The sequence below is a fragment of the Streptomyces spongiicola genome, from assembly GCF_003122365.1.
Lineage (GTDB): Bacteria > Actinomycetota > Actinomycetes > Streptomycetales > Streptomycetaceae > Streptomyces > Streptomyces spongiicola.
Genome location: NZ_CP029254.1, coordinates 6930521 through 6954201, shown reverse-complemented (window position 1 = coordinate 6954201; position 23681 = coordinate 6930521). Strand labels below are relative to the sequence as shown.

Annotated in this window: 16 protein-coding genes; 6 read left to right on the top strand and 10 right to left on the bottom strand. The window is 74.7% G+C overall.

Features of this window, described 5'->3' with window-relative positions:
- The first annotated feature begins 6 nt into the window (after nucleotides 1-6).
- Entirely contained in the window at nucleotides 7-1803 is a 1797-nt protein-coding gene (locus tag DDQ41_RS30210; protein WP_109297310.1) for a serine hydrolase domain-containing protein, read from the top strand.
- A 280-nt stretch (nucleotides 1804-2083) separates the two neighbouring features.
- Here the strand turns inward: DDQ41_RS30210 and DDQ41_RS30205 are convergent, their stop codons facing one another.
- Entirely contained in the window at nucleotides 2084-3052 is a 969-nt protein-coding gene (locus tag DDQ41_RS30205) for an NADP-dependent oxidoreductase (protein ID WP_109297309.1), read from the bottom strand.
- A 100-nt stretch (nucleotides 3053-3152) separates the two neighbouring features.
- Between DDQ41_RS30205 and DDQ41_RS30200 the strand changes: the two genes are divergently transcribed.
- Nucleotides 3153-4256, top strand: a complete 1104-nt coding sequence (locus DDQ41_RS30200; protein ID WP_109297308.1) for a GlxA family transcriptional regulator — start codon at nucleotides 3153-3155, stop codon at nucleotides 4254-4256.
- A 100-nt stretch (nucleotides 4257-4356) separates the two neighbouring features.
- Here the strand turns inward: DDQ41_RS30200 and DDQ41_RS30195 are convergent, their stop codons facing one another.
- The 5 genes from DDQ41_RS30195 to DDQ41_RS30175 all read right to left on the bottom strand — a co-directional run bounded on the left by DDQ41_RS30195 (nucleotide 4357) and on the right by DDQ41_RS30175 (nucleotide 12521).
- Complete coding sequence (locus tag DDQ41_RS30195) at nucleotides 4357-5922, bottom strand: phytoene desaturase family protein (RefSeq protein WP_109297307.1); 1566 nt, start codon at nucleotides 5920-5922, stop codon at nucleotides 4357-4359.
- A gap of 409 nt (nucleotides 5923-6331) precedes the next feature.
- Nucleotides 6332-7669 (bottom strand): DUF2252 domain-containing protein, encoded by a 1338-nt coding sequence (locus tag DDQ41_RS30190; RefSeq protein ID WP_109297306.1) that lies wholly within the window; start codon nucleotides 7667-7669, stop codon nucleotides 6332-6334.
- Nucleotides 7670-8072: 403 nt separating this feature from the next.
- Nucleotides 8073-10343 carry a serine/threonine-protein kinase gene (locus DDQ41_RS30185; protein ID WP_109297305.1) on the bottom strand — a complete coding sequence of 757 codons (2271 nt, stop codon included), beginning with the start codon at nucleotides 10341-10343 and terminating at the stop codon, nucleotides 8073-8075.
- Nucleotides 10325-11230 carry an oxygenase MpaB family protein gene (locus tag DDQ41_RS30180; RefSeq protein WP_109297304.1) on the bottom strand — a complete coding sequence of 302 codons (906 nt, stop codon included), beginning with the start codon at nucleotides 11228-11230 and terminating at the stop codon, nucleotides 10325-10327. Before DDQ41_RS30180 ends, DDQ41_RS30185 begins: the two co-directional genes overlap by 19 nt.
- Before the next feature lie 574 nt (nucleotides 11231-11804).
- On the bottom strand, nucleotides 11805-12521 hold the full coding sequence (locus DDQ41_RS30175) for a CBS domain-containing protein (RefSeq protein ID WP_109297303.1): 717 nt from the start codon (nucleotides 12519-12521) through the stop codon (nucleotides 11805-11807).
- A gap of 472 nt (nucleotides 12522-12993) precedes the next feature.
- Here DDQ41_RS30175 and DDQ41_RS30170 point away from each other — a divergent pair, with 472 nt between their 5' ends.
- The gene (locus DDQ41_RS30170) at nucleotides 12994-13881 is read left to right on the top strand and encodes a universal stress protein (protein WP_245990813.1); all 888 of its coding nucleotides are present in this window, start codon (nucleotides 12994-12996) and stop codon (nucleotides 13879-13881) included.
- A gap of 152 nt (nucleotides 13882-14033) precedes the next feature.
- Here DDQ41_RS30170 and DDQ41_RS30165 read toward each other — a convergent pair whose 3' ends face one another.
- Nucleotides 14034-15212, bottom strand: coding sequence for an acyl-CoA dehydrogenase family protein (locus DDQ41_RS30165; RefSeq protein WP_109297302.1), 1179 nt, complete (start codon nucleotides 15210-15212; stop codon nucleotides 14034-14036).
- 301 nt (nucleotides 15213-15513) lie between these two features.
- Here DDQ41_RS30165 and DDQ41_RS30160 point away from each other — a divergent pair, with 301 nt between their 5' ends.
- The 3 genes from DDQ41_RS30160 (at nucleotide 15514) to DDQ41_RS30150 (ending at nucleotide 19576) form a co-directional block, all read left to right on the top strand.
- Nucleotides 15514-17604, top strand: coding sequence for a PQQ-binding-like beta-propeller repeat protein (locus tag DDQ41_RS30160; protein ID WP_109297301.1), 2091 nt, complete (start codon nucleotides 15514-15516; stop codon nucleotides 17602-17604).
- A 381-nt stretch (nucleotides 17605-17985) separates the two neighbouring features.
- Nucleotides 17986-18513: a hydrogenase maturation protease gene (locus DDQ41_RS30155; RefSeq protein ID WP_109297300.1), complete on the top strand. Its 528-nt coding sequence runs from the start codon at nucleotides 17986-17988 to the stop codon at nucleotides 18511-18513.
- A 370-nt stretch (nucleotides 18514-18883) separates the two neighbouring features.
- Entirely contained in the window at nucleotides 18884-19576 is a 693-nt protein-coding gene (locus DDQ41_RS30150; protein WP_109297299.1) for a response regulator, read from the top strand.
- A 251-nt stretch (nucleotides 19577-19827) separates the two neighbouring features.
- Here the strand turns inward: DDQ41_RS30150 and DDQ41_RS30145 are convergent, their stop codons facing one another.
- The 3 genes from DDQ41_RS30145 to DDQ41_RS30135 form a co-directional block, all read right to left on the bottom strand.
- Entirely contained in the window at nucleotides 19828-21576 is a 1749-nt protein-coding gene (locus tag DDQ41_RS30145) for a sensor histidine kinase (protein WP_109297298.1), read from the bottom strand.
- A 614-nt stretch (nucleotides 21577-22190) separates the two neighbouring features.
- On the bottom strand, nucleotides 22191-22481 hold the full coding sequence (locus tag DDQ41_RS30140; protein ID WP_109297297.1) for a DUF1876 domain-containing protein: 291 nt from the start codon (nucleotides 22479-22481) through the stop codon (nucleotides 22191-22193).
- A gap of 446 nt (nucleotides 22482-22927) precedes the next feature.
- Nucleotides 22928-23398: a universal stress protein gene (locus DDQ41_RS30135; protein ID WP_245990811.1), complete on the bottom strand. Its 471-nt coding sequence runs from the start codon at nucleotides 23396-23398 to the stop codon at nucleotides 22928-22930.
- Nucleotides 23399-23681: the final 283 nt, after the last annotated feature.

The following is a 23681-nucleotide window of genomic DNA, read 5'->3' as shown; positions in this document are numbered from 1 at the left end:
TGGGGTATGACGGAGGCCTCGGCAGGCGGAGGGATCAGCCGCCGCCGGTTCGGCGGCGGACTGCTGGCACTGGGAGCGGCTGTGGTGATCGGACCCGTCCCGGGAGCCGCCGCGGCGGTACCCGCCGCAGGCCGGACCGGCGGGCGCCGGCGCACGACGCTGCGCCGCGGTACCCCCCGGCGGGCCGGCCTCCTCGCGGGACCCCTGGAACGGCTGGTCGCGGACGCCGAGGCCTTCCTCTCCCCCTCCCCGCGGCGCCCCTGGTACGCCGGAGCCGTCCTGCTCGCCGGCCGCGGCGGCACGGTCGCCCTGCACCACCCGATCGGCAGGGCCGTGCGCTACGCGTCCTACGACGAGCGGACCGACACCGGTGTGGAACTCCCGCCGGAGCGGCAGATCCCGATGACCGAGGACACCGTGTTCGACCTGGCTTCGGTTTCCAAGCTGTTCACGTCCCTCCTCGCCGTCCAGCAGATCGAGCGGGGCGCGCTGGAGCCGGAGGAGAAGGTCGCCACCTACCTGCCGGAGTTCGGGGCCGCGGGCAAGCAGGACGTCACCGTACGCCAACTGCTCACCCACACGTCGGGGTTGCGCGCCTGGATCCCCCTCTACGAGGAGCCCACGCACGCGGACCGGCTGCGGCGGCTGTGGGACGAGGCGCCCGCGAGTGGGCCGGGCACCGGATACCTCTACTCCGACCTGAACCTGATCGCGCTTCAGCTGGTCCTGGAGGAGATCACCGGCCGGGGCCTGGACACCCTGCTCACCGAGGACGTCACCGGGCCGCTCGGCATGGACCGCACCCGTTTCAACCCGCCCGCCTCCTGGCGGCCCGGGATCGCCGCGACGGAGGACGCCCGGCGGCCGTGGTCGGGCCTGGACCGCGGACTCGTGTGGGGCGAGGTACACGACGAGAACGCCCACGCGTTCGGCGGGGTCGCCGGGCACGCCGGGGTGTTCTCCCGCGCCTGGGACCTCGCGGTGCTCGCGCGCACCCTGCTCAACGGCGGGGCCTACGGCCGGGCCCGCGTCCTCGCCCCCGAGTCCGTGGAACTGCTGTTCACCGACTTCAACACCGCGTTCCCCGGCGACGAGCACGGGCTCGGCTTCGAGCTCTACCAGCACTGGTACATGGGCGCGATGGCCACCCCCCGCACCGCCGGACACACGGGATTCACCGGCACCAGTCTCGTACTGGACCCCTCGACGGACTCCTTCCTGATCGTCCTCGGCAACTCGGTGCACCCGGTGCGCACCTGGCGCTCCGGCAGCGCACCGCGCGTCGCCGCCGCGGACAACCTCGCCCGCGCCGTACCCGTACGGCCCGCGCACGGCCGCACCGCCTGGTTCTCCGGGATGGCCCCGGCCACCACCGCGACGCTGGCGCTGCCCGAGGTCACCCCGTCCACCCGGCGCGCCCGGCTGCGCTGCTCCCTGTGGTGGGACACCGAGCCCGGCTGCGACGGGGTGCTCCTGGAGGCCTCCGCCGACGGCGGGGCGACCTGGCAGGCCGTACCGTTCGAGACCCGGCGCCGGGGCGAGCGCGCGGTGCCCCGCCCCGAGGGCCGGGTCTCCGGCTGGTCGGGCCGGGTCTGGCACGGCGTCGAGTCCGAACTGTCCGCCTGGCAGGGCCGGCCGATCCGGCTGCGCTGGCGGTACACGACGGACCGGCTGTACGTCGGGCGCGGCGCGTATGCGGACGGCCTGCGGATCACGGACGGCGGCAGGACGCTCTTCGACGGGGCGCGGCCCGGCGACGCGGCGCGGATCGAGGCGGCCGGCTGGGTCCGCTCCGCCGACTGATCCGACTGGGCCGACTGGGCTTCGGGGCAGGGCCCGGGTGCGGGGCGCGGGCTCGGCCCTCCCCCGGGCACCCGGCCCCGGCCCCGGCCCCCCGGCGCCGCGGCGTCCGGGCCGCGGCCGGAACCCGCGGCCCGGCCGTGACCCGGCCGCGGCCCGCACCCGCCGCGTACGATCGGCGATCCCGCGGGTGGACGGCACACGGAAGGACGCAGACGGAAGCGCCCGGCCGACGGCCGCGGAGGCGTGAACGGAGGGGCCGCACCAGCAGGTGGTTCCCGAGTCAGACGTCCACGACCGTGAGCACGATCTTCCCCCCGGCGCGTCCGGCCTCCCCCAGCCGGTGGGCGTCGGCGGCGCGCTCCAGCGGCAGCACGGTCCCGACGACGGGACGCAGCCTTCCCTCCGCCACGAGCGACGCGAGGGCGCGCATCCCGGTGGAGTCCGGCTCCACCAGCACGAAGCCCGTGCGGATGCCCTTGGGCGCGGTCTCCCGCGAAGCGGGCACGTCGTCGGGCGAAGGCAGTGTGAGGAGCGTGCCGCCCTCGCGCAGCACCCGCACGGACCGATGCCCGCAGTCCCCGCCGACCGAGTCCAGGACGACGTCGACGGCCCCGTCGCCGAGCACGGCCGCGAAGTCGCGCCGGGTGTAGTCGACGAGTTCGTCCGCGCCGAGTTCCTTCAGCAGGGCGTGCTTCTCCTCGCGGGCGGTGCCGATGACGTACGCGCCGCGGGCCGCGGCGATCTGGACGGCCAGATGGCCGACGCCGCCCGCTGCCGCGTGGACGAGCACCCGCTGACCGGGGGCGAGTCCGGCGGTCTCCACGAGGGACTGCCAGGCGGTGAGACCGGCCAACGGCATGGCGGCGGCCTCCACATGGCTCAGGGCCGGGGGCTTGGGCACGAAGTGCCGGGCCGGGCCTGTGACGTACTCGGCGTATCCCCCGGCCTGGCGCGGGAACTCCGGCATGCCGAACACCTCGTCGCCCGGGCGGTGGACGGTGACGCCCGGCCCCACCGCCTCGACGACGCCGGAGACGTCGTAGCCGAGTACCGGCGGCTCGCCGTGCATGCCGAAGCCTCCGGTGGCCCGGGTCTTCCAGTCGACCGGGTTCACCCCTGCCGCGTGCACCCGCACCAGGATCTCGGTGGGGCCCGGGGCGGGTCGGGCGAGGGTCACCTCGCGCAGCACCTCCGGTCCGCCCCAGGCGGCCGGACTGATCGCGCGCATCGTGGTGCCGGTGTCGTGCATGAGAGGTCCTCTCGTTCTCGTTCTCGGTACGCCTCCACCATCGGCGCCGGCGGCCTCGCACAGTACTGGCCGGACGGCCATGATGTGACAGAATCCGGCCATGGGTGCTTCGGAGCGGAACACGGGACGCGGCGCGGACCAGACGACCGTACGGCGGCAGGCCGGCGACGAGTGGGACGCGCACGGCGGCTGTGTCGTACCGCCCGGGCCGGATCCCCACCGCGTGGCGGTCCTGGCCCTCGACGGCGTCATGACCTTCGAACTCGGCATCCCCGCCCGGATCTTCAACAGCGCCCGGTCCCCGGACGGGGCTGCGCTGTACGAGGTCGTCGTCTGCACCCCGGACGGCGGGCCCGTCCGCACCGAGGCGGGCTTCTCCATCGACGTGGCCCACGGCCCCGAGGCGCTGGAGAGCGCCGACACCGTCGTCGTCCCACCGACCCACCGGCTCGGCGGCATCGCCGGGGAGGGGCTGCTGCCCGCCCCCCTCGCGGAGGCCCTCGCCCGGATCCGGCCGGGCACCCGCACGGTGTCCATCTGCACGGGCGCCTTCGTGCTCGCCGCTGCGGGACTGCTCGACGGCCGGCCCGCGACGACCCACTGGGCGGAGGCGGAGCACTTCCGGCGGTTGTTCCCGCGGGTGCGGTTCGACGAGGACGTGCTCTTCGTCGACGACGGCGACCTGCTCAGCTCGGCCGGCGCGGCGGCCGGCGTCGACGTCTGCCTGCATCTGGTGCGGCGCGACCACGGCAGCGCGCTCGCCAACCAGGTGGCCCGCCGCTGCATCGTCCCGCCGTGGCGCGACGGCGGCCAGGCCCAGTACATCGAGCGGCCCGTGCCCGAACCCACGACGGCCACCACCGCGCCCACCCGCGCCTGGGCGCTGGAGCGACTGGACCGGCCGCTGACACTGGGCGAACTCGCCGCCCACGCGCGGATGAGCGTGCGGACGTTCACCCGGCGGTTCCGCGACGAGGCGGGAGTCACCCCCGGCCAGTGGCTCACCGCCCAGCGGGTCGAGATCGCCAAGCAACTGCTGGAGACCAGCGATCTGCCGATCGACCTGGTGGCCGACCGCGCCGGGTTCGGCAGCGCCAACTCGCTGCGGCAGCACATGCGTGAACTCGTCGGCGTCCCGCCCGGCGCCTACCGGCGCACCTTCCACACGGCGGCTGTCTCCGGCCGGGCCGCGGCCGGGCGCTGATCACCGCGAGGCCGCCCCCGGGGGTCCCGGCCGGGGGCTGATCACCGCGAGGCGCTCCGGGCGGCAGGGCGGCGAACCGCCCGCGGACGGCGGCGGACGGTCAACGGCCCAGCGCCGCCATCGCCGCGTTGTGGCCGGGGACGCCGCTCACACCGCCGCCGCGCACCGCTCCCGCCCCGCACAGCAGCACATTGGGGTGGGCGGTCTCCACGCCCCAGCGGCCGCCGGAGGCGTCGGCCCAGGGGAAGGCGAGATCGCGGTGGAAGATGTGCCCGCCCGGCAGCCGCAGCTCGCGCTCCAGGTCCAGCGGGCTCCTGGCCTCGATGCAGGGACGCCCCGCCTCGTCGAGGGCCAGGCAGTCGGTGATCGGCTCGTCCAGATGGGCGTCGAGTTCGGCGAGGGTCGCGTCGAGCAGGGCGTCACGGGTCGCGTCCGGCGCCTCCCGGAACAGCCGGGCGGGTGTGTGGAGTCCGAAGAGGGTCAGGGTGTGGTAACCCCGGGCGGCCGGTTCGGGGCCGAGGACGGACGGGTCCGTCAGGGAGTGGCAGTAGATCTCCGACGGCGGCGCCTCGGGCAGGCGTCCCGCCGCGGCCTGCGCGTACGCCGCCGCGAGCTGGCCGTAGCCCTCGGCGATGTGGAAGGTGCCGGAGAACGCCTGCCGCGGGTCGACCGAGCGGTCCCGCAGCCGGGGCAGCCGGCGCAGCAGCATGTTGACCTTGAGCTGGGCGCCCTCCGCGGGGGGCGGGGAGGGCTCGCCGAGAAGGGCGGACAGGACCTGCGGTGAGGCGTTGACCAGCACCTTGCGGGCGGCGACCGCGCCCTCGCGGTCGTCCGCGCGGAACACGACCTCGGCGGCCGTCCCGTCGGTCTCGATCCGGATCGCCTCATGGCCGGTGACGATCTCGGCACCGGCGGAACGGGCCGCGCCGGCGAGCGCGTCGGTCAGCGCGCCCATCCCGCCGACGGGCACGTCCCAGTCACCGGTACCGCCGCCGATGACGTGGTAGAGGAAGCAGCGGTTCTGCACCAGCGACGGGTCGTGGGCGTCCGCGAACGTGCCGATGAGGGCATCGGTCAGGACGACGCCGCGGACCAGGTCGTCGGTGAAGTCCTCCTCGATCGCGACGCCGATGGGCTCCTCGAACAACATCCGCCAGGCCGTCTCGTCCCCGACCCGCTCCCGCAGCTCCCGGCGGGTCGGCAGCGGCTCCGTCAGGGTGGGGAAGACCCTCTCGGCGACCTGCCTGGTCCTGCCGTAGAACGCCTCCCACGCCGCGTACTCGCGGCCGGAGCCGGTGAGGGCCGCGAACGACTCGCGGGTACGGCCACCGCCGACGAGCAGTCCGGTGGCCCTGCCGTCGCGCACGGCGGGGGTGTACGAGGAGACGGTGCGCTTGCGGACCGAGAACGACAGCCCGAGGTCGCGGACGATGCCGGCGGGCAGCAGGGACACCAGGTACGAGTAGCGGGACAGCCGTGCGTCGACCCCGGCGAACGGGCGGGTGGAGACGGCCGCTCCCCCGGTGTTCCCGAGGCGCTCCAGGACCAGGACGGTGCGCCCCGCACGGGCCAGATAGGCGGCGGCGACCAGCCCGTTGTGCCCGCCGCCCACGATGACGGCGTCGTAGACGGACCGGCTGAACGATTCGGAGGAGGCTGCAGACATGCCTCTTCGTAACACGCGGTGATCGCACGGGCCAGAGAGCGGAGTCACGTTTACGGTCCCGGATCTCCGAGGACCCGGGGCGGAAACCGGGAGGCGGAAACCGGGAGGCGGGAATCGGGAGGCGGGAATCGGGAGGCGGGGCGGTTCCGCGGCACGGGCGTCGTGCAGGCTGTGGAGGGGAAGCCATGGCCCCGGGGCCGCGGAGGCCGCTCGGGGCCGCGGGGAAGTCCGGGACGCGCGGAAGGCGGGGACGCATGACGCGTCCACCCGTCCGTCCGCAACGCACCGCACCGCACCGCACCGCAGATCAACGCAACACAGAGCAGCGCCACGCAGCCCACGCAGCGCCGGGAGCGCGGGACCGGGCCGGGAGCGCGGGACCGGGCCAGAGCGGGAGCCGGACGCGGCCTCAGACTCCCTCGGCCGCCGCCACGGCCCCGGACCCGATCGCCGCGCACAGGGCCTGGTGGTCCTCGGCCGTACGGGCCGCGTAGGCCAGCGCGAAATCGCCCATGGCCCGGTCGAAGCCGTCGGACGAGCCGAGGTACCCGGCGATCGCGACGCGCTCCCCGGACCGGGCGTGGGCCCGGGCCAGTGCCCTGCCGCAGAGCGCGGCGTAGTCGCGCAGCAGCGCCGGCGACATCGCCGCGACGTCGGCGGAGCCCTTCATGTCCCGCAGCTGGCGCCAGTAGTAGTGCCGGCCGCCGGGCCCGCTGACCCAGCCCAGGAAGATGTCGCTCGCCGCCTGAAGCAGACGCTGGCCGGCGACGACCCGCTGGCCCTGCTGACGATAGGCGGACTTCGGCAGATGGGGCTCCAGCACGGACCGCTGGGCCTCCTTGATCTGCAAGAAGAGCGGGTCCTCGGCGTCGCGGCCCGTCAGCAGCGCGACGAAGCAGCGCGTCCCCACGCTGCCGACACCGACGACCTTGCGCGCCGCCTCGACGAAGCGGTACCGGTCGAGCAGGACCCTGCGGTCCTCGGGCAGAGTGCTGCGGTAGTCACTGAGGATCTTCCGCACGGACGCGGCGTCGAGGCCCGCCACGGGCTCCAGCAGCGGAGGGTCCCGCACGATCCTGCGCCGCCCCCCGACGATCTCGGTGAGCTTCTCCAGCGCCTGCAGACTCGTCCGGCGCCGCGCCCTGGCCAGCCGGGCCTCGACGCGGGCCCGCTCCAGATCCCGGACGAGGGGCACCAGATCGCCGGCGGTGATCCGCTCGTACCAGACCTCGAGTTCACCGAGACCGGCGAGGCGGCGCATGGACATCCGGTACGACTCGGCCGCCGCCCGTGCGGCCAGCCGGGCTTCCGCGTCCGGCCGGCCGTTGTCCCGCGCGGCGACGGCGACGCTGGCGACGAGGCGTTTGACGTCCCACTCGAAGGGCCCGGGAAGCGTCTCGTCGAAGTCGTTGAGGTCGAACAGGAGGGTGCGTTCCGGGGAGGCGAAGACCCCGAAGTTGAGCAGATGGGCGTCGCCGCAGAGCTGGACGCGGAGTCCGGTGTTCCGCTGGACTACGAGGTCGGCGGCCATGACGGCCGGAGCGCCGCGCAGGTAGGTGAACGGCGAGACGGCCATCCGCCCGTACCGTACGGGCACCAGATCCGGCTCGCGCGTCCTTGCCTGTCCCTGCAGCACCGCGAGCGGATCCGGCCGGTCGGCGGCCGGGATCCAGAGGCCGTGGGAGGACCGCGGCACCTCCTTGCGCACGGCTCGGCCACGTTCCCTCTCCTCGGCCGGATCGGTCATGGTCACAGTGTGCGGTCGCGGCGGGGCCGACGCGACGCGGGGATACGGGACCGGAACTCCTGATACCCGTGACAGCGCGTTCGCGAGCCGGGGAGACCGGGAGGCCGGGAGTCCGGGAGTCCGGGAGTCCGGCGCTCGGGGATACCGCGAATCCGGAATACCGAGGTACCGGGATACCGCGAATCCGGGATACCGAGGTACCGGACTACCGTGGTACCGGAAGACCGGAAGAAGCGGGCCCGGGATGCCGCGAGCCCGGAAGACGGCGAGCCCGGGGGCCGCGGCGGCATGCCCGGTTCCCCCAGCAAGCCCGAACCACTCCAAACCCGACAGAAGCGCCTTGACGAAAGACATAAAGGCCCCCCTCAGGACCAGCCTCCACCCGCCGGAACCCCGCTCCCCTTCAGGACCCGGTGGGCGGCGGCGGCCGGTCCGCCCCGCCCCGGCGGCGCAGTTCCGCCACTCGGCGGTACAGCTCGACCGCCTCGCCGCCCCGGCCGAGCTGCTCCAGGCAGTGGGCCTGGTCGTTGCGGCTGGCCAGGGCATCGGGATGGTCGGCGCCCAGCACGCGTTCACGGGCCTCGGCCACCTGCCGGTAGACGGCGAGCGCGTCGCTCCAGCGGCCCAGCCAGCCCAGGCCGACCGCGACCTCCCGGAGGCTGACGAGGGTGTCCGGATGCTCGGGGCCCAGGACCCGTTCGCGGACGGCGCAGACGTCGCGGGCCTCGGCCAGCGCCTCCTCCCAGCGGGCGAGCCGGCCCAGGTTCACACCGAGGCCGTGCCGGGCCCGCAGGGTCTCCGGGTCCGCGGCACCGTGGGCCCTGGCGCGGTCGACGACCAGCGCCCGGTACTGCTCCACCGCCTCGGCGCTCCGTCCGAGCCGGCCGAGGCTGATCCCGATCTCGTAGCGCGCCGCGAGGGTGTCCGGATGGTCCGGGCCGAGTGCCCGCGCACGAGCTGCCGCCACGTCCTGGTAGGTCCGCAGGGCCTCGGTCCAGCGACCCAGCCGGCCGAGAGCGTAGGCCACCTCGTAACGGGTGGTGAGCGTGTCCGGATGCCCGGCGCCCAGCACCCTGGTGCGGGCCTCGGCCACCTCCTCCGCGGTGCGGTACGAGTCCTCGAGCCGGCCGAGGCGGCTCAGGTTGAAGGCCAGGTTGTGTCGGCAGTGCAGGGTGTCGGGGTGGTCCGGCCCGGCGGTGCGCTCCCGGGAGGCGAGCACCGAGGTGTACACCTGGTGCGCCTCGAAGTGCCGGCCGAGCCGGCCCAGCACGTACGCCATCTCCTGCCGCGCGGCCAGCGTCTCCGGGTGGTCGGGGCCCAGGGCGCGTTCACGGCCCTCGGCGACGCGGTCGAACTCGCGGAGCGCGTCGGCCGCCCGGCCGGTCCTGCTGAGCGTGAAGCCGACCTCGTAGCGGCTGGCGAGGGTGTCCGGGTGGTCGGGGCCGAGGGCGTGCTCGCGTTCGGTGGCGACCGCGCGGTGCACCTCGCCCGCCTCCTCCCAGCGGCCGAGCCGGCCGAGGCTGAGGCCCGCGTTGTGCCGGCCGGTGAGGACGGCCAGCAGTTCGGGCGACGGGGTGGGCCGCTCGGGCCGGGGGAGCTTCACGGGCGCGGGGCCGCGCAGATCCACCCCGGTGGTCCACTCGCCGGTCAGGCCTGCCGTGAAGTCGGGCGGCGGGGTCCGCAGCGCGGACACGGTGACCGCCTTGTGGCCGGAGGTCATGCCGCGGGTCCAGAAGGGCAGCCCGATCTCCCCTCCGCCGTGCGGGTACGGATGGGGATGCGGATGCACGGGCGGCGGCCCGGTGCCGGCGGCGGGTGCGGCCGCCGCGCGCCCGGCACCGATCCTGCGGCGCAGGTCCTTGGCGTCGGCGGGCCGCTCATCCGGTGTCTTGGCAAGCAGGCCGAGGACTATCTCCTCGATGAAGCCGGGCAGTTCCGGCCGGTGGCTGCGCAGCGGCCGGGGTTCGGTGTCCCGGTGGCCGACGAGGACGGACCAGGCGTCGTCGAGGTCGAAGGGCGGCGCCCCGGTGGCCATCTCGTACAGCACGCACCCGAGGGAGTACAGATCGCTGCGGTGGTCGACGGGGCCCCCGGCGATCTGCTCGGGCGACATGTAGTGGGGGGTGCCCATGGCCATGCCCGTACCGGTGAGGCGGGATGAGAATCCGATGTCGTGGCCGAGCCGGGCGATGCCGAAGTCGCAGATCTTCACCGTGCCGTCGGTGAGCCGCATGATGTTGGCGGGCTTCAGGTCCCGGTGCACGATGTTCTGTTCATGGGTGTAGGCGAGGGCGTCGGCGATCTGGTCGGCGATGTCGACGAGGTCGGGCACCGGCAGCGGGTGCTGCTCGCCGTCCTCCAACAGCTGACTGAGGTTGCGGCCCTCGAGCAGCTCCATCACCAGGTAGGGCAGGCCCTCGTGCTCCCCGAAATCGTGGACGACCGTCACCCCGCGGTGCTGCAGGGCCGCGGCGACCCGCGCCTCCCTGCGGAAACGCTCCCGCAGGACGCGCGTGAACGTCCTGTCGTGCTGCGGCCCGAGGGGCTTGAGGCACTTGACCGCGACCCGTCTGCCCAGCGACTCGTCGCGGGCCCGCCACACCTCGCCCATGCCGCCCCGGCCGATCAGTTCGAGCAGCCGGTACCGGCCCTGGATCAGCCTGGTGTCCGCCATCGCGTGCCGTCGCCCCCGTCGCTTCGCTGCGCCCTCCCCGGCCCGTCCAGTATGGCCGCCCGTCTGCGCAGTTTGCACGGCGCGGGCCTGCTGCCGGGCCCGAGTCGCGCCATCGCCTTCAAGATGTGACCCGGCGGCAGCTGCCAGCGCACGCGCGGGGGGACGCAGCGCAGGGCGGCCCCGGCGGCGGCGAGCCGCAGGGTGACGCGGGCCGGTGGAGGGGCGGGCCGGCCGTAGAGTCCGTGGGCGTACGGGGGCAGCGAGTCGTAGGCGAGCCCGGCGACCGGGCGCCAGACCAGTTCCCGCGCCGGGACGAGCACAGCGGGGACCGGCGGGCGGCGCAGGAAGCCGTCGACGGCGCGGGCGTCGGCGCCGGCTTCCAGCTCGGGCCGGATCGCGGCGAAGTAGTCGGCGAGTGCCGCCCTGTCGGAGGGGACGGCGGCGGGATCGAGTCCGACGAGCCGGGCGCTCGTTCGGTGCTCGGCGATGTACCGGTCCGCCTGGGCGCCGCTGAGGGGGAACCCGGATCGCCGCAGGACGTCGAGGTACGAGTCCACCTCGGCGCAGTGCACCCAGAGCAGCAGGTGCGGGTCGTCCACGCCGAGGAGGCGGTGGATCCTGCGGACGCGTGAACCGGCCCGCTCGGCGGCCGCGGTGGCGCCGTAGGAAATGGTGCCGACATAGTCCGCCGTGCGCAGCAGCCTGCCCCAGGCGTCCTGGCGGAAATCGCTGTTGGTCATGACTCCGCGTACGGCACGGGGGTGCAGGGCCTGGAGGTACAGCGCACGGACCCCGGCGATCCACATCATCGGGTCGCCGTGCATCTGCCAGGTGACCGACTCGGGGCCGAACAGGCCGGGGTCCCCGTGGTCGGCTTCGCCCTTCATACGTCGACTGTGCCCGGTCACCGCCGCGGGCACTCGTCCGGGTACGGGTGCAGGTGCGTCGTCCAGGGCGCGGGTACATCGCCCGGGCCCGTCGCCCGAGGCCGGATACGGGCCCGTCGTCCAAGGCCGGGTGGGGGCCCGCCACCCGGTCACCGCCGCGGGCACTCGTCCGGGTACGGGTGCAGGTGCGTCGTCCAGGGCGCAGGTACATCGCCCGGGCCCGTCGCCCGAGGCCGGATACGGGCTCGTCGTCCAAGGCCGGGTGGGGGCCCGCCACCCGGTCACCGCCGCGGGCACTCGTCCGGGTACGGGTGCAGGTGCGTCGTCCAGGGTGCGGGAACGTCGCCCGGGGCGCAGGTACATCGCCAGGGCCCGCCGCCCGAGGCCGGATACGGGCCCGTCGTCCAAAGCCGGATGCGGGCCCGCCACCCGGTCACCGCCGCAGGCACTCGTACGGGTACGGGTGCGTCGTCCAGGGTGCGGGTACATCGCCCGGGTCCGCCGCCCGAGGCCGGATGCCGAGGCACACCGCTCCGCCGCTTGCGCCACCGCCACCGCCACCGCCGGGTTGCCCCTATCCGCCCCGCCGTTCCGGGGCGGGCGGTCGACCTCCCGAAGGCCGTCCGGTCGGCGGGGAGCCGTCGCAGGGTGCGGCAAGGTGCTCGCTCACCGACACCACGCCGTCCATCTGCTCCGTCAGCTTCACCAGTACCGGGATCTGACCGGCCGCCTCCAGCCGTCCTTCCAGGGTCACGCGTCCGTCGACGACATGGACGTCGATCGCGCCGGGCGGCAGGCCCATCGCGGCCACCAGCACGTCCTCGACCACCTTCAGACGGATCTCCGAGTCCGGCCGGAGGAACACCTGCAGTAGGTCGCGCCGCGTGACGATGCCGACCAGGCGGTTCTCCTCGTCGACGACGGGCATCCGCTCGACGCCGCGCCGAAGCATGGTCCGGGCGGCCTCGGCGATCGTCTCCTCGGCGTGCACGGTCACCGCGGGAGAGGACATCAGCCGTCCGGCGGTGAGCGTGTCCCGGTCGTCGCCGGGGCGGGCACCGGTACCGTCCCGGGATGCGGGAGCGGCCGGTCCGCTTCCCCCGGCTGCGGCCTGGCGTACCAGAAGATCGGTTTCGGAGACGACGCCGACGACCCGGTCGTCTTCGTCGAGCACCGGGAGGCCGCTGATGTCGTGCTCGGCCAGCCGCTTGGCGACCTCCTTGAACGGGGTCGACGGCACGACCGACACGACGTCGCCCACCATCAGGCTTCCGACCTTGCTGTGCTTCATGTTCGCCACTCCCGTCGAGCCCGCGGGCGCGGTGCGGGACGGTCGAGCGGACCACTCCCCCGGGCGTCCTCCGCGGTGTCCGCGCATGCGACACCGCCATTCAACAGCGGCGCACGGGGCCCCGCAGGGGCCGAACAGTCCGCACGGCGGGGTCCAATGGTCCCGCGGGGCCGCTCCCGGGCGGACCGTATGCCGTGCGGACCGTATGCCGTGCGCACCGCATGCGTTGCGGACCGTGCGGACCGCATGCCGTGCGGGCGCTTCGGTCGCGGCCGAAGCGGCCTCCCCGTGCCGCGGGCCCGCGCGGCGGACACTGGGGGCAGGAAGACGGAGTGGGCGCCGTCGGCGCCCGCTGGTCCGGCCGACGGGGGAGGGGTGTCCCGGCGCCCGCGACCGCGGCCGCGGCCGCGGGGATCCCGGACGGCCGGAGGGAACCCCGTGCGGAGCAGGGTCCCGGATCCCGGAGGGAGCCATGAACGACGGCATGAACGACGGAGCGGGGAGCGGCGTCAGCGGGAGCCCCGAGGTGATCGTCGGTCTGGACCCTGGGGACCGGTCGCGTGCGGCCGTCTCCTGGGCGGCGGCGGAGGCCCGGCTCAGGGGCCTGCCCCTGCGGCTGGTGGTGGCCGTGCCGTGGCTGGTGGACACCAGGAGCCTCGGCGCCGGACCGGAGCGCACGACGCTGCGCAGGCAGGCCGGGCAGGTGCTCGAGTCGGCCGCGGCATGGGCCGACGGCGAGTACTCGCCTCCGGAACTGATCATGGAGATCTACGACGGCAGCCCCGTCGCCGCGCTGGCCGCGGGATCCCGCCACGCGCAGTCGGTCGTGGTCGGCTCACGCGGCCTCAGCCGCCTCAAGGAGGTGCTCAGCGCCGGTTCGGTCGTGGTGCCGCTGGCCGCCCGCGCGCTGTGCCCGCTCGTCGTGGTACGGGAGCCGCGGTCCGCCCTGCCCCGGCAGCCGCGGCTGGTCGCCGGTGTCGACGTGGACTCCCCGGCGGCCGCCGCCCTCGGGTTCGCCCTCGAAGAAGCGGCGCTCCGAGGCGCCGCGCTGAGCGCGGTCTGCGTGAGCAGGCCGCCGCTGCTGCCCTTCGTCCGCCGGCAGCGGGCGGCCGAGCGGCGGCGCGGGCTTCTCGAACGGATCGTCGCCGAACACTCGGGCGGGTCTCCCGGCGTGGCGGTCGAGCAGGAGGTGCTGAGCGGCGACCCGGTGGAGGAGCTCGTCCGGGTCTCCCGCACCGCTCTCGCGCTCGTCGTCGGCCGTTCGCCCCGTCATGCCGGCGCCGGCGCCAGAATCGGGCGGGTGGTGCACGGGCTGCTGCACCGTGCGGAATGCCCGGTCGTCGTGGTCCCGCCGCGGTAGCGGCACGGGGCTTCTCTCCGGCGGGCGGGCCGGTACTGCGGAAGCGGGCCCGCACGGCGCCACGGCGCCACGGAGCCGGGGCGGCCGGGCCGCCGCTCCACTCGCCACGGGTGGAGCGGCGATCACGCTCCGCCGGCCGGCCGTGGCGGCGTTCAGCGTCTGACCCGCGGCATCCCCAGGCCGATCCAGGAGATGATCTCGCGCTGGATCTCGTTGTTGCCGCCGCCGAAGGTGAAGATCACGGCGGAGCGGTAGCCGCGCTCCAGCTCACCGTGGAGCACCGCTCCGGCCGAGCCCTCCTTGAGCGGCCCCGCCGCTCCGACGACCTCCATCAGCCACGCGTAGGCGTCACGGCGGGCCTCGGACCCGTACACCTTCACGGCCGATGCGTCCTGCGGGGTGAGCGTGCCGTCCTGTACGGCGCCCACCATCCGCCAGTTGAGCAGTTTCATCGCGTCGAGCCGGGTGTGCGCGCGGGCCAGGCGCCCCCGCACCCAGCCGAGGTCGAGGACGCGCCGGCCGTCGGCGAGCTTGGTCCCCGCCGCCCAGCGCTGGACGTCGTGGAGGGCGCGGACGGCCATGGTGCCGTGTGCGGCGAGGGTGACGCGCTCGTGGTTGAGCTGGTTGGTGATCAGCCGCCACCCCTGGTTCTCCTCGCCCACCCGGCGGGACACCGGCACCCGGACGTTCTCGTAGTAGCCGGCCGTGGTGTCGTGTGAGGCCAGGGTGTTGATCACCGTGAAGGAGTACCCCGGGTCGGAGGTCGGCACGAGCAGCATGCTGATGCCCTTGTGCGGCGGGGCGTCCGGATCGGTGCGGACGGCGAGCCACACCCAGTCGGCGGTGTCGCCGTTGGTGGTCCAGATCTTCTGGCCGTTGACGAGGTAGGTGTCGCCGTCGCGTACGGCACGGGTCCTGAGCGCGGCGAGATCGGTGCCGGCGTCCGGCTCGCTGTAGCCGATGGCCACATCAATCTCCCCGGACAGGATCCGGGGCAGGAAGTACGACTTCTGCTCGTCGGTGCCGTACTGCATGATCGTCGGGCCGACGGTGTTCAGCGCCATGAGCGGGAGCGGCACACCCGCCTGCGCCGCCTCGTCGAAGAAGATGAACTGCTCCATCGGCGTCAGCCCTCGCCCGCCGTACTCCCGCGGCCAGCCGACGCCCAGCCAGCCGTCGGCGCCGAGCCGGCGGATCGTCTCCCGGTAGAAGCGCTTGCGCTCGGCATGGTCCACGTGGCGGGCGTAGGCGTTGTCGGGTACGAGTCCGGCGAAGTAGGCACGCAGTTCGGCGCGCAACCGCCTCTGTCCAGGTGTGTACTCCAGGTGCACGGTCCCTCCAGGCGTCTCGTGCCGGCGTGCGTCCCGCGGCGGCACAGAGTAGAACGCGTTACAGGAATTCGGAAGGGACAGGCCGGGCCCGGATCGCCGGAGCGGCTCCTTCCCGCCCCTCCCGCCGGCCCCGGCTCCACCCCCGGCTCCGTCGCCGGACCCGCGGCCGGCGCCCCGTCCCGCCGGCCCCCCTTTCCGGCGACTGGCTGAAACTCCATCAGAATCCGCTCGTGGCAAGGTGTTTCCGCAGAAGCCGCTGGTCATCCTCTAGGCAACGGTCCGCATCCCCTGGGAGGCTCGCATGGAACGCAGGCGGTTACTGCATGCCGGAGCCGGGCTCGTCGCGGCGTCCGTGGTGGGGCCCGTACTCGCCCCGGCCACGGCTCTCGCCCGCACGGCCGAAGGCACTGGCGCCCCCGGCGCACCGGCACCGGCGAGCGGAGCGGCCGCTGCCGGTACCGCCGGCCGCTGTTCCGGTCCGGCGGTCTCGGCGTACGGGATAGCGACGTACACCGCGGCGATCGTCGGGATGACCGTCCTGGGCGGTCACGCCTATGTGGTGGCACGCGGTCAGAACCCGCCGCTGCTGGGCGAGATCGATCTCGCGGCGGGCAGGCTCACCAGGACCGTACGGCTCACGCGCGGCGACGGCGGCTGGGCGGCGACGGTCTCCGGCGGGCAGGTGTACGTGGGCACCTACCCCGTCCCGGACCTCTACCGCTTCGATCCGGCGTCCGGTGCGGTGACCCTGCTCGGCACGATCGGGCCGTCGGGCGGTTTCGTCTGGTGCCTGACGACCGCGCCGGACGGAACGGTGTACGCGGGCACCTATCCGCGCGGCGAGGTCTGGGAGTACTCGCCGGCGACCGGTGTGCTGCGCAACCTGGGTGCCGCGATGCCGGGTGAGCAGTATGTGCGCGCGATCGCCGCCGACGACCACCACGTCTACGCGGGTACCCTCCCGCGCGGCCACATCGTCGCCTACGACCGCGCCACCGGCGCGAAGGGCTCCATCACACCGGCGCCGTACGGCGGGGCCGCGTGCCTGCTCGCCCGCGGCGGACGGGTGGTCGGCGGGTTCGGCAGGTCCGTCGTGGACCTGGCGCCCGACGGGAGCGACGCGCGGGTCATCCCGATACCGGCCGCGGAGCGTCTCGTCGACGCGATCACCTCGACGGGCGACGGCACGGTGTACTGCGTCGGGCGGCCGACGGGCACGGTCTACCGGCGCGACGGCGACGCCCTCGTACCGGTCGCCGCACCCACGCCGCTGGACGAGCACCGGGCGCTCTTCCCGCTCCCGGACGGCAGGCTGCTGGGCGGGGCGGGCAGCGGCCGGGTGTGGTGGCTCGACCCGAACGGCGGCGGGTCGACCACGCTGGAACTGATCGACACGGTCATGGCCGGCCCGGACCCCGTGCAGTCCCTGACCCTGGGCCCGGGCGGGGCCGTGCACGTCGGCGGCCACTTCTCCGTCACGACCCACCGGCCCGCACAGGGCACCAGCCGGCGGATCCCGGTGTCCGGCGAGCCGAAGCAACTGCGCACGGCCGGCGACCGCGTCTACGCGGCGCTCTATCCGAGCACGGAGGTGGTGGAGCTCGACCCGGACCGCGGCAAGGTCCGCTCGCTCGGGTTCATCGACAACGACCAGCAGCGGCCGACGGACATGCTGTACGCACGGGCGATCGACCGGTTCCTCATCGCGTCCGCCCCGCCGGCCGGACGGCTCAAGGGCGCGCTGACCCTGGCGGACCGGGCGAGAAGACGGCTGACGGTGTACCACGACGTGATCACGGACCAGAGCGTGATGTCCCTGGCCCTGGACGACCGGCTGAGCCCCGGGATCGCGTACCTCGCCGGTGACACCTGGGGCGGCGGCAGCGTGACCCCGGCCCGGCCGAGCGCGACGGTCGTCGCCTTCGACCTGTGCCGCCGCAAGGTGCTGTGGGAGGTCGCGCCGATCGAGGGGTACGCGAGCCTCCAGCACATCGAGGTGCTCGACGGTGTGCTGTACGGCGTCTACAAGCGGCTGGCGGGCACCTGGTTCGCCATGGACCTGGAGACCCGCACGGTGCTGCGGTCGGGAAGGCTGCCCAGCTACGGCGAGCTGACCGTGCACCGCGGACAGGTGTTCGCCTCCGTCTTCGGCGGGCTGGTCTACCGGATCGGGCCGGATCTCGACGAGGCCCGCCCGGTGCTGACCGGTCTCGGCGACGGGTGGTACAACCCGCCGCAGCTGGCCTGGGAGCGGCGGTCGTCGTGGCACGCCTGGGGTGTCGCGGGCAGGGAGCTGGCTCGGCTCCGCCTCGACCCGGACTGCGTCTCCGCGAACCGGGCCGGAACCACCCCGCCGGACGAGGCGGTACTGGAGTCGCTGCTGGCCAACTGAGACCGCCGTGGACACGGCTACGGCGACGGCGGCGCTGCCGGCGGCCGCACCGGAGACGACGGTGGCCGCACCGGAGACGACGGTGGCCGCACCGCGGTGGCAGCTACGGCCGACGACGGCGGTGGCGGTGACGGTGGCGGTGGCCGACGGCGGTGGCGGTGGCCGACGGCGGTCACGCCGGGCCAGGTGGGAAGGAGGGGCCCCGGCATCGGCGGCGCTCCGGCGGCCCCTCCGGGAGCGGGCCGCCGCCCCGGTCCGCCGGGGCGGCGGTCCCCGGCGGACCGGACGGGGGCGGTGCGGCTCCGCCAATGGGGCCGTTCGGCCCATGCGCGAAGGCCCCGGGGCAGGCCAGCGTAGGGGGAGCACGACAGGAGCCACGCCATGGACTTCCGTACCCGTGTCGCGCTCATCGGACTGGGCAGCGACTCCAGGCGTGACGACGGTGTGGGCCGGGCCGTCGTCGACGCACTCCGGGAACACGCCGTCGAGCGGCCCCTCTCCCCCGAGGTCGGCCTCGAGACCTGCAACGGGAATCCCGCGCAACTGATCGGGCTCTGGCACGACGCCGACCTGGCGGTGGTCGTGACCTGCGCGTACGCGTATCCCGGCGAGCCGGGCAGGGTCGTGCGAAGGGAGTTCGACGCGCAGGGGCTCGCTCTGCCGCTGCGGGGGGAGCCGCACGGCACTGTGGACAACCCGGTGCTGGTCGAGGCCGTGGAACTCTCCCGGATGCTCGGCAGGCTGCCGGGCCGGCTGGTGGTGTACGCGGTGCAGGGCGCCGACTCCTCGTTCGGCTCCGGCCTGTCCCGGACGCTGGCGGACATGGTCGAGCCCCTGGCCGACCGGGTGCGGCGGGAGGTCGTCCGCGGCTCTGCGCCGCCGGTGCCCGCACGGCCCGTCCGCCGGTGATTCGGTGCCCGCACGGCCCGTCCGCCGGTGATTCGGGGCGCGCACGGCCCGTCCGCCGACGGGTCGGGGCACGTACGGCCCGTCCGCCGACGGGTCGGGCCACGCGCCGAGTGGCCGCGTACCCCGGCGGGAACCGAAGGCGGCGGCCCGGGCCGGGTGCCCGCGGCCGTACCGCCCGGGGCGCCGGGGACGGCGCACGGCAGAGGCGCGCCGCCGTACGGGGAAGGAGTCACGGCCCGCGGAGAGGCGCGCCGCCGTACGGGGAAGAAGTGACGGCGGGGCGGACCACCGGCGGACGGTCCGGCCCCGTCGCCGGGTCCGCCGGCCGACGTGACGGGACGGGGCGGGACGACAGACGTGGAGGACTCAGATGTCCGAGGCACCGGCCTTCTCCGAGGAGTCGCCCATCAGGGTGTTCGTCCTGGACGACCACGAGGTGGTCCGTCGCGGACTGCAGGACATGCTCGACGCCGAACCCGACATGGCGGTGGTCGGCGAGGCCGCGACCGCCGTGCAGGCCCTCGCCCGGGGCCCCGCGCTGCGCCCCCACGTGGCGGTACTGGACGTCCGGCTCCCCGACGGCGACGGCATCACCGTGTGCCGTGAACTGCGCTCCCGCATCCCGGAGCTCGCCTGTCTGATGCTGACGTCCTTCGACGACGAGGATGCGCTGCTCGACGCGATCATGGCCGGTGCGGCGGGCTATGTACTCAAGCAGATCAAGGGGTCCGACCTTGTCTCCGCCGTGCGGACGGTGGCGACCGGGCGGTCGATGCTGGATCCCGCCACCACGGCACGGCTGATGCACTCGCTCCGCGCCCCCGGCGACGCTGGGTCGGCCGAGGACGAACGCCTCGCGGCGCTCTCGGAGCGGGAGCGCGAGGTACTCGACCTGATCGGCGAGGGCCTGACGAACCGGCAGATCGGCAAGCGGCTCTACCTCTCGGAGAAGACGGTCAAGAACCACATCTCGCGGTTGCTGTCCAAGCTCGGCGTGGAGCGCCGCGTGCAGGCTGCGGTCATCGCCGCGCAGGCCCGCGAGCACGACGGACCGCGCGGCTGAGACGCGGGCACGGGCACCGGTGGGTCGGGGCGGCTCCCGCTCCGACCCACCGGCACCCGGTCCGGCCGGACCGTGGTCCACCGACCGAACCGTCGGCTCACCGCCCGGAGCCTCGACCCGTCCTCCGGGTGGTCGACCGGTCCTCCGGGCGGCGGTCGGCTCCCGCTCCGAGCCGTCGGCCCGTCCCCCGGGCCGTCGGCCCACCCTCCGAGCCGTCGGCCCGTCCCCCGGGCGGTGGTCGGCCCGCGCCTTCAGCCGTTGCCGGGCAGCGGTACGGACCAGACCAGCCTGGTGCCGCCGGCGGCGCCGCGGCCGGTGACGAGTTCGCCGGACAGCCTCTCGGCGCGTTCGGCCATGTTGCGCAGTCCGCTGCGGCGGCCGTGCGGCGGGATGCCGATGCCGTCGTCGGTCACGGTGACGGACAGCCGCCCGCCGAGTGCGGCGATGGTGACCTCCGCCTTCGACGCCCGGGCGTGGCGGGCCACGTTGGACAGGGCCTCGCCGAGCACCGCGACGGCCTCGTCGGCGACCCGGCGCGGGACCTCGGTGTCGATGAGACCCTCCATACGCAGGGCGGGGGCGAAGCCGAGGGCCGGAGTGGCCTGCTCGGCGGCCCGTACGGCGAGCGCCCTGAGGCCCGGTGGCGCCCCGTCGGTTTCGTGCTCACGGAGTCCGAAGATCGTCGAGCGAATGATCTTGATCGTGGAGTCCAGGTCGTCAATGGCTCGCTCCAGCCGTTCCGCCGCCACCGGATGGTCCACGAAGCGCTCGGCGCTCTGCAGCGTCATCCCCGTCGCGAACAACCGCTGGATGGCGAGATCGTGAAGGTCGCGGGCGATACGGTCGCGGTCGGCGAGCAGGCTCACCTGCTCGGCGTCACGGCGCCGGTCGGCCAGTTCCATGGCGAGGGCCGCCTGCCCGGCGAACCCGGACACCGGGGCGGTCTCCGTGTCGCCGAACGGAGTGCGGCCCGCGCCGCGGGCCAGTATCAGTACGCCCCGCAGCTTCTCCGGGTCGCCCACCAGTACCGCCATCGCGGGGCCCAAGCCCTTCCAGCGCTCCGGCAGATAAGTGGCCCGGGGGTCGCGGACCACGTCGGGCGTGGTCATCAGGCCGCTCCCGCTCACCAGGGCCGCCTTGGCGAGCGTACCCTCGCCGGGCGGCAGCACCATGCCGAGGTGGCGATCGGCACCCTCGCCGTGCGCATGGGCGCAGCACAGGTTCCCGTCCGGCTCGGTGAGGTAGACGAGCCCGAGGTCCGCGCTGGAGATCCGGCGTGCCCGGTCGAGCATCATCTCCAGCACCTCGGACTCCGAGGCCCCGGACAGCAGGGCGCTGGTGCACTCGGCGCTCGCGGCGAGCCACTGCTCGCGAAAACGGGTCTCCTCGAACAGCCGGGCGTTCTCGATGGCGATCCCGGCCGCCACGGCGAGCGTCGTCAGCACCGCCTCGTCCTCGTCGTCGAAGGAGGCCCCGCCGCGCTTCTCGGTCAGATAGAGGTTGCCGAACACCTCGTCGCGGACCCTGATGGGAACACCGAGGAACGAGTGCATCGGCGGATGGTGCTCGGGAAAGCCGGAGGACCCCTCGTGATCGGCGAGTTCGGCCAGCCGCAGCGGCGCGGGATGCCGGATGAGCTCACCGAGGAGTCCGTGTCCGGAAGGCAGGTCCCCGATCCGGCCGCGCAGTTCGTCGCTGATGCCCACGGGCAGGAAGCGCGCAAGGCTCTTGCCCTCCCCGATCACGCCGAGGGCCCCGTACTCGGCGTCGACGAGCACGACGGCCGCCTCCACGATCTCGCGGAGCACCTGCGAGAGATCCAGCCCCCGGCCCACGGAGAGGACGGCCTCCAGCAGGCCGTTGAGCCTGTCCCTGGTGCCGCGCACCTCGTCGATGCGGACCTGGAGTTCTTCGAGCAGCTCGTCCAGCCTCAGCCGTGGGACGCCCGCACTCCGGCCCCCTTCGCTCCGGCCTCCTTCGCTCCGGACCTCGCCGCCCATGACACCTCCGCCGGAGTCCGACAGCCATGCCGCGCCACGCGCCGTTCCACGGCGGCCCGGCGGAGGCGAACGGCCCGCGCGAGCCCGTGGGGCGGGACCCCGGGGCCGCTTCTCCCGGCCGCCTCCCGGCGCGCACGGAAGGCGGAAAGGGCCCATCCACTTCTCGCGGATCCTGATTGCGCGGTGAACGTTCCGACCGTTTCTCCGCGTCCTCTGCAAGAGCCCTTCCCGTCACCTCCATGGAATCACCGGGCGACGGGTACCGCCAGGGCACACCCGGTCCGGGCACCGGGAGGACCCGGGCAACCGGCACGGGCACCGGAAGGACCCGAGCAACCGGCACGGGCACCGGGAGCGGGCAGCGGGCATCGGGCAGCGGGCATCGGGCATCGGGCATCGGGCATCGGCACCGGGTCTCCCCGACCCGGCAAGTCCCCTTGGGCGGGGTCTGTCCGTCGAGGAGCGGCGCGGCGGCGGTGCGGTGCATCGCACGGCGCCGGACCGCCCTCGCAGCGGACCCGGCCGGTTGGTTCGGCGACGCGGCGAGACGCGGCGATTCGCCGGAGCCGGCCGTGCCGGGCGCCGCGACGGGGCGTACGCCGCCTGACGCGGCACTAGGCCGACGGCCAGCCGTACGGGGCCGAAACCGCGTTCCCGGGGCCGGCGCCCACCGCCTCCAGGTCCTGGTCAGCCACCCGCATCAGCTGGCGGGCGAGGTCGCTCATGGCCCGGCTCGCCGCGAGTTCGTCGCCTATCTCGGGGACGTCCACGTCCTGCGGATTGCAGCGCGCCGTCCCCCTGCCGGTGAGCTTCGACGTGCCGGTGTCCAGCACCATCCTGGCCCTGGTCGTGCCGTCCTCCTCGGACAGGTACATGCGGACCTTCCATTCCAGCGTCCGTGTCATCGCGCGCCTCCTCGCCCGCGTACGGGCCGCACCGCCGGTCCCCGTTCCCGCCACCGGCACCGGCACCGGCACCGTGGTTCGGGCCGGACCGTCACCGTCGCCGTGCGGGTACCGGTCCGGGACTCCAGGATCCCCCGCGTGCGGGCTCCCGCGCGACCGCGCGACCGCGTGGCGGGACGGCGCGAGGGCGGGACGCAGAGCCGCGGGGAGCAGGTGCCCACCGGGGAGCGGTCAGGCCGCGGTGAGATCGGCCGGGCCTCGTTCTGACACTCGCCGAGCGGCACCGGGGCCCCGCGGGACCGGGGTGCGCGGCATCGGGGTGCGCCGCGCTCCGCAGCCCCGGCGCGAGCAGCCCCGGCGGCGCAGGGGGCGCGTCCGGCGGCACCGTACGCGGACCGGCCGCGGCCGGCGTACCCGGCAGGACCGGGCAGGACCGGGCCCGCGGGTCAGTGCGTAGCGGCCCCGGCGCCGCCCACGCTCACGTCCGGGCGGACGATCACCACGGGGCAGGGCGCATGCTGGCTGACCTGCTGGCTCACCGAGCCGAGGAGCATCCGGGCGAACCCGCCGCGCCCCCGGGAGCCCACCACCAGGAGTTCGGCCCCCTCGGCGGCGGCCATCAGGGCCTCGGCCGGGTTGCCGTGCACCAGCCGCTCGTGGACCCGGGTCTCGCCCGTCTCGCCGAGGACCTTGCGCACCTCCTCCCTGAGGCCGCGCTTGGCCTCCCCGGCGTCGAACTCCGTGTCGACCGCGGGGGCCGACCAGCCGTGCGCGCCCGGCAGCTCGTACGCGGCGACCGCGTCCACCGTCGCTCCGATCAGCCCGGCGTGCCGGACGGCCCAGCGCAGCGCGGCGTACGAAGAGGGCGAGCCGTCGATGCCCACGACCACGCGGGGAGCCGGATCGCTCGTGCTCATGCCCTTCCACCTTTCTCGCGGACCCCGTCATCCACGCTGCGCGACCTCGCGTGGTTCCGCGAGGCGAGCGCCGCCGGCGGAGCGGCGCCCGGCCATCGGCGGCCGGGGCCTCGCGTGCGCGGGTGCGCCACGGGGAGCCCATGCCCTTGCCGACCAGCTGCTGCCGGCGTCTCGCGTGCGCGGGTGTGCCATGGCAGGCCGGATGGCCTCGACCACTTCGGTGATCGGCGTCTCGCGTGCGCGGGGGTGCTCCCGCTGCCGGGCCCGGCCAAGTGAGCTGAGA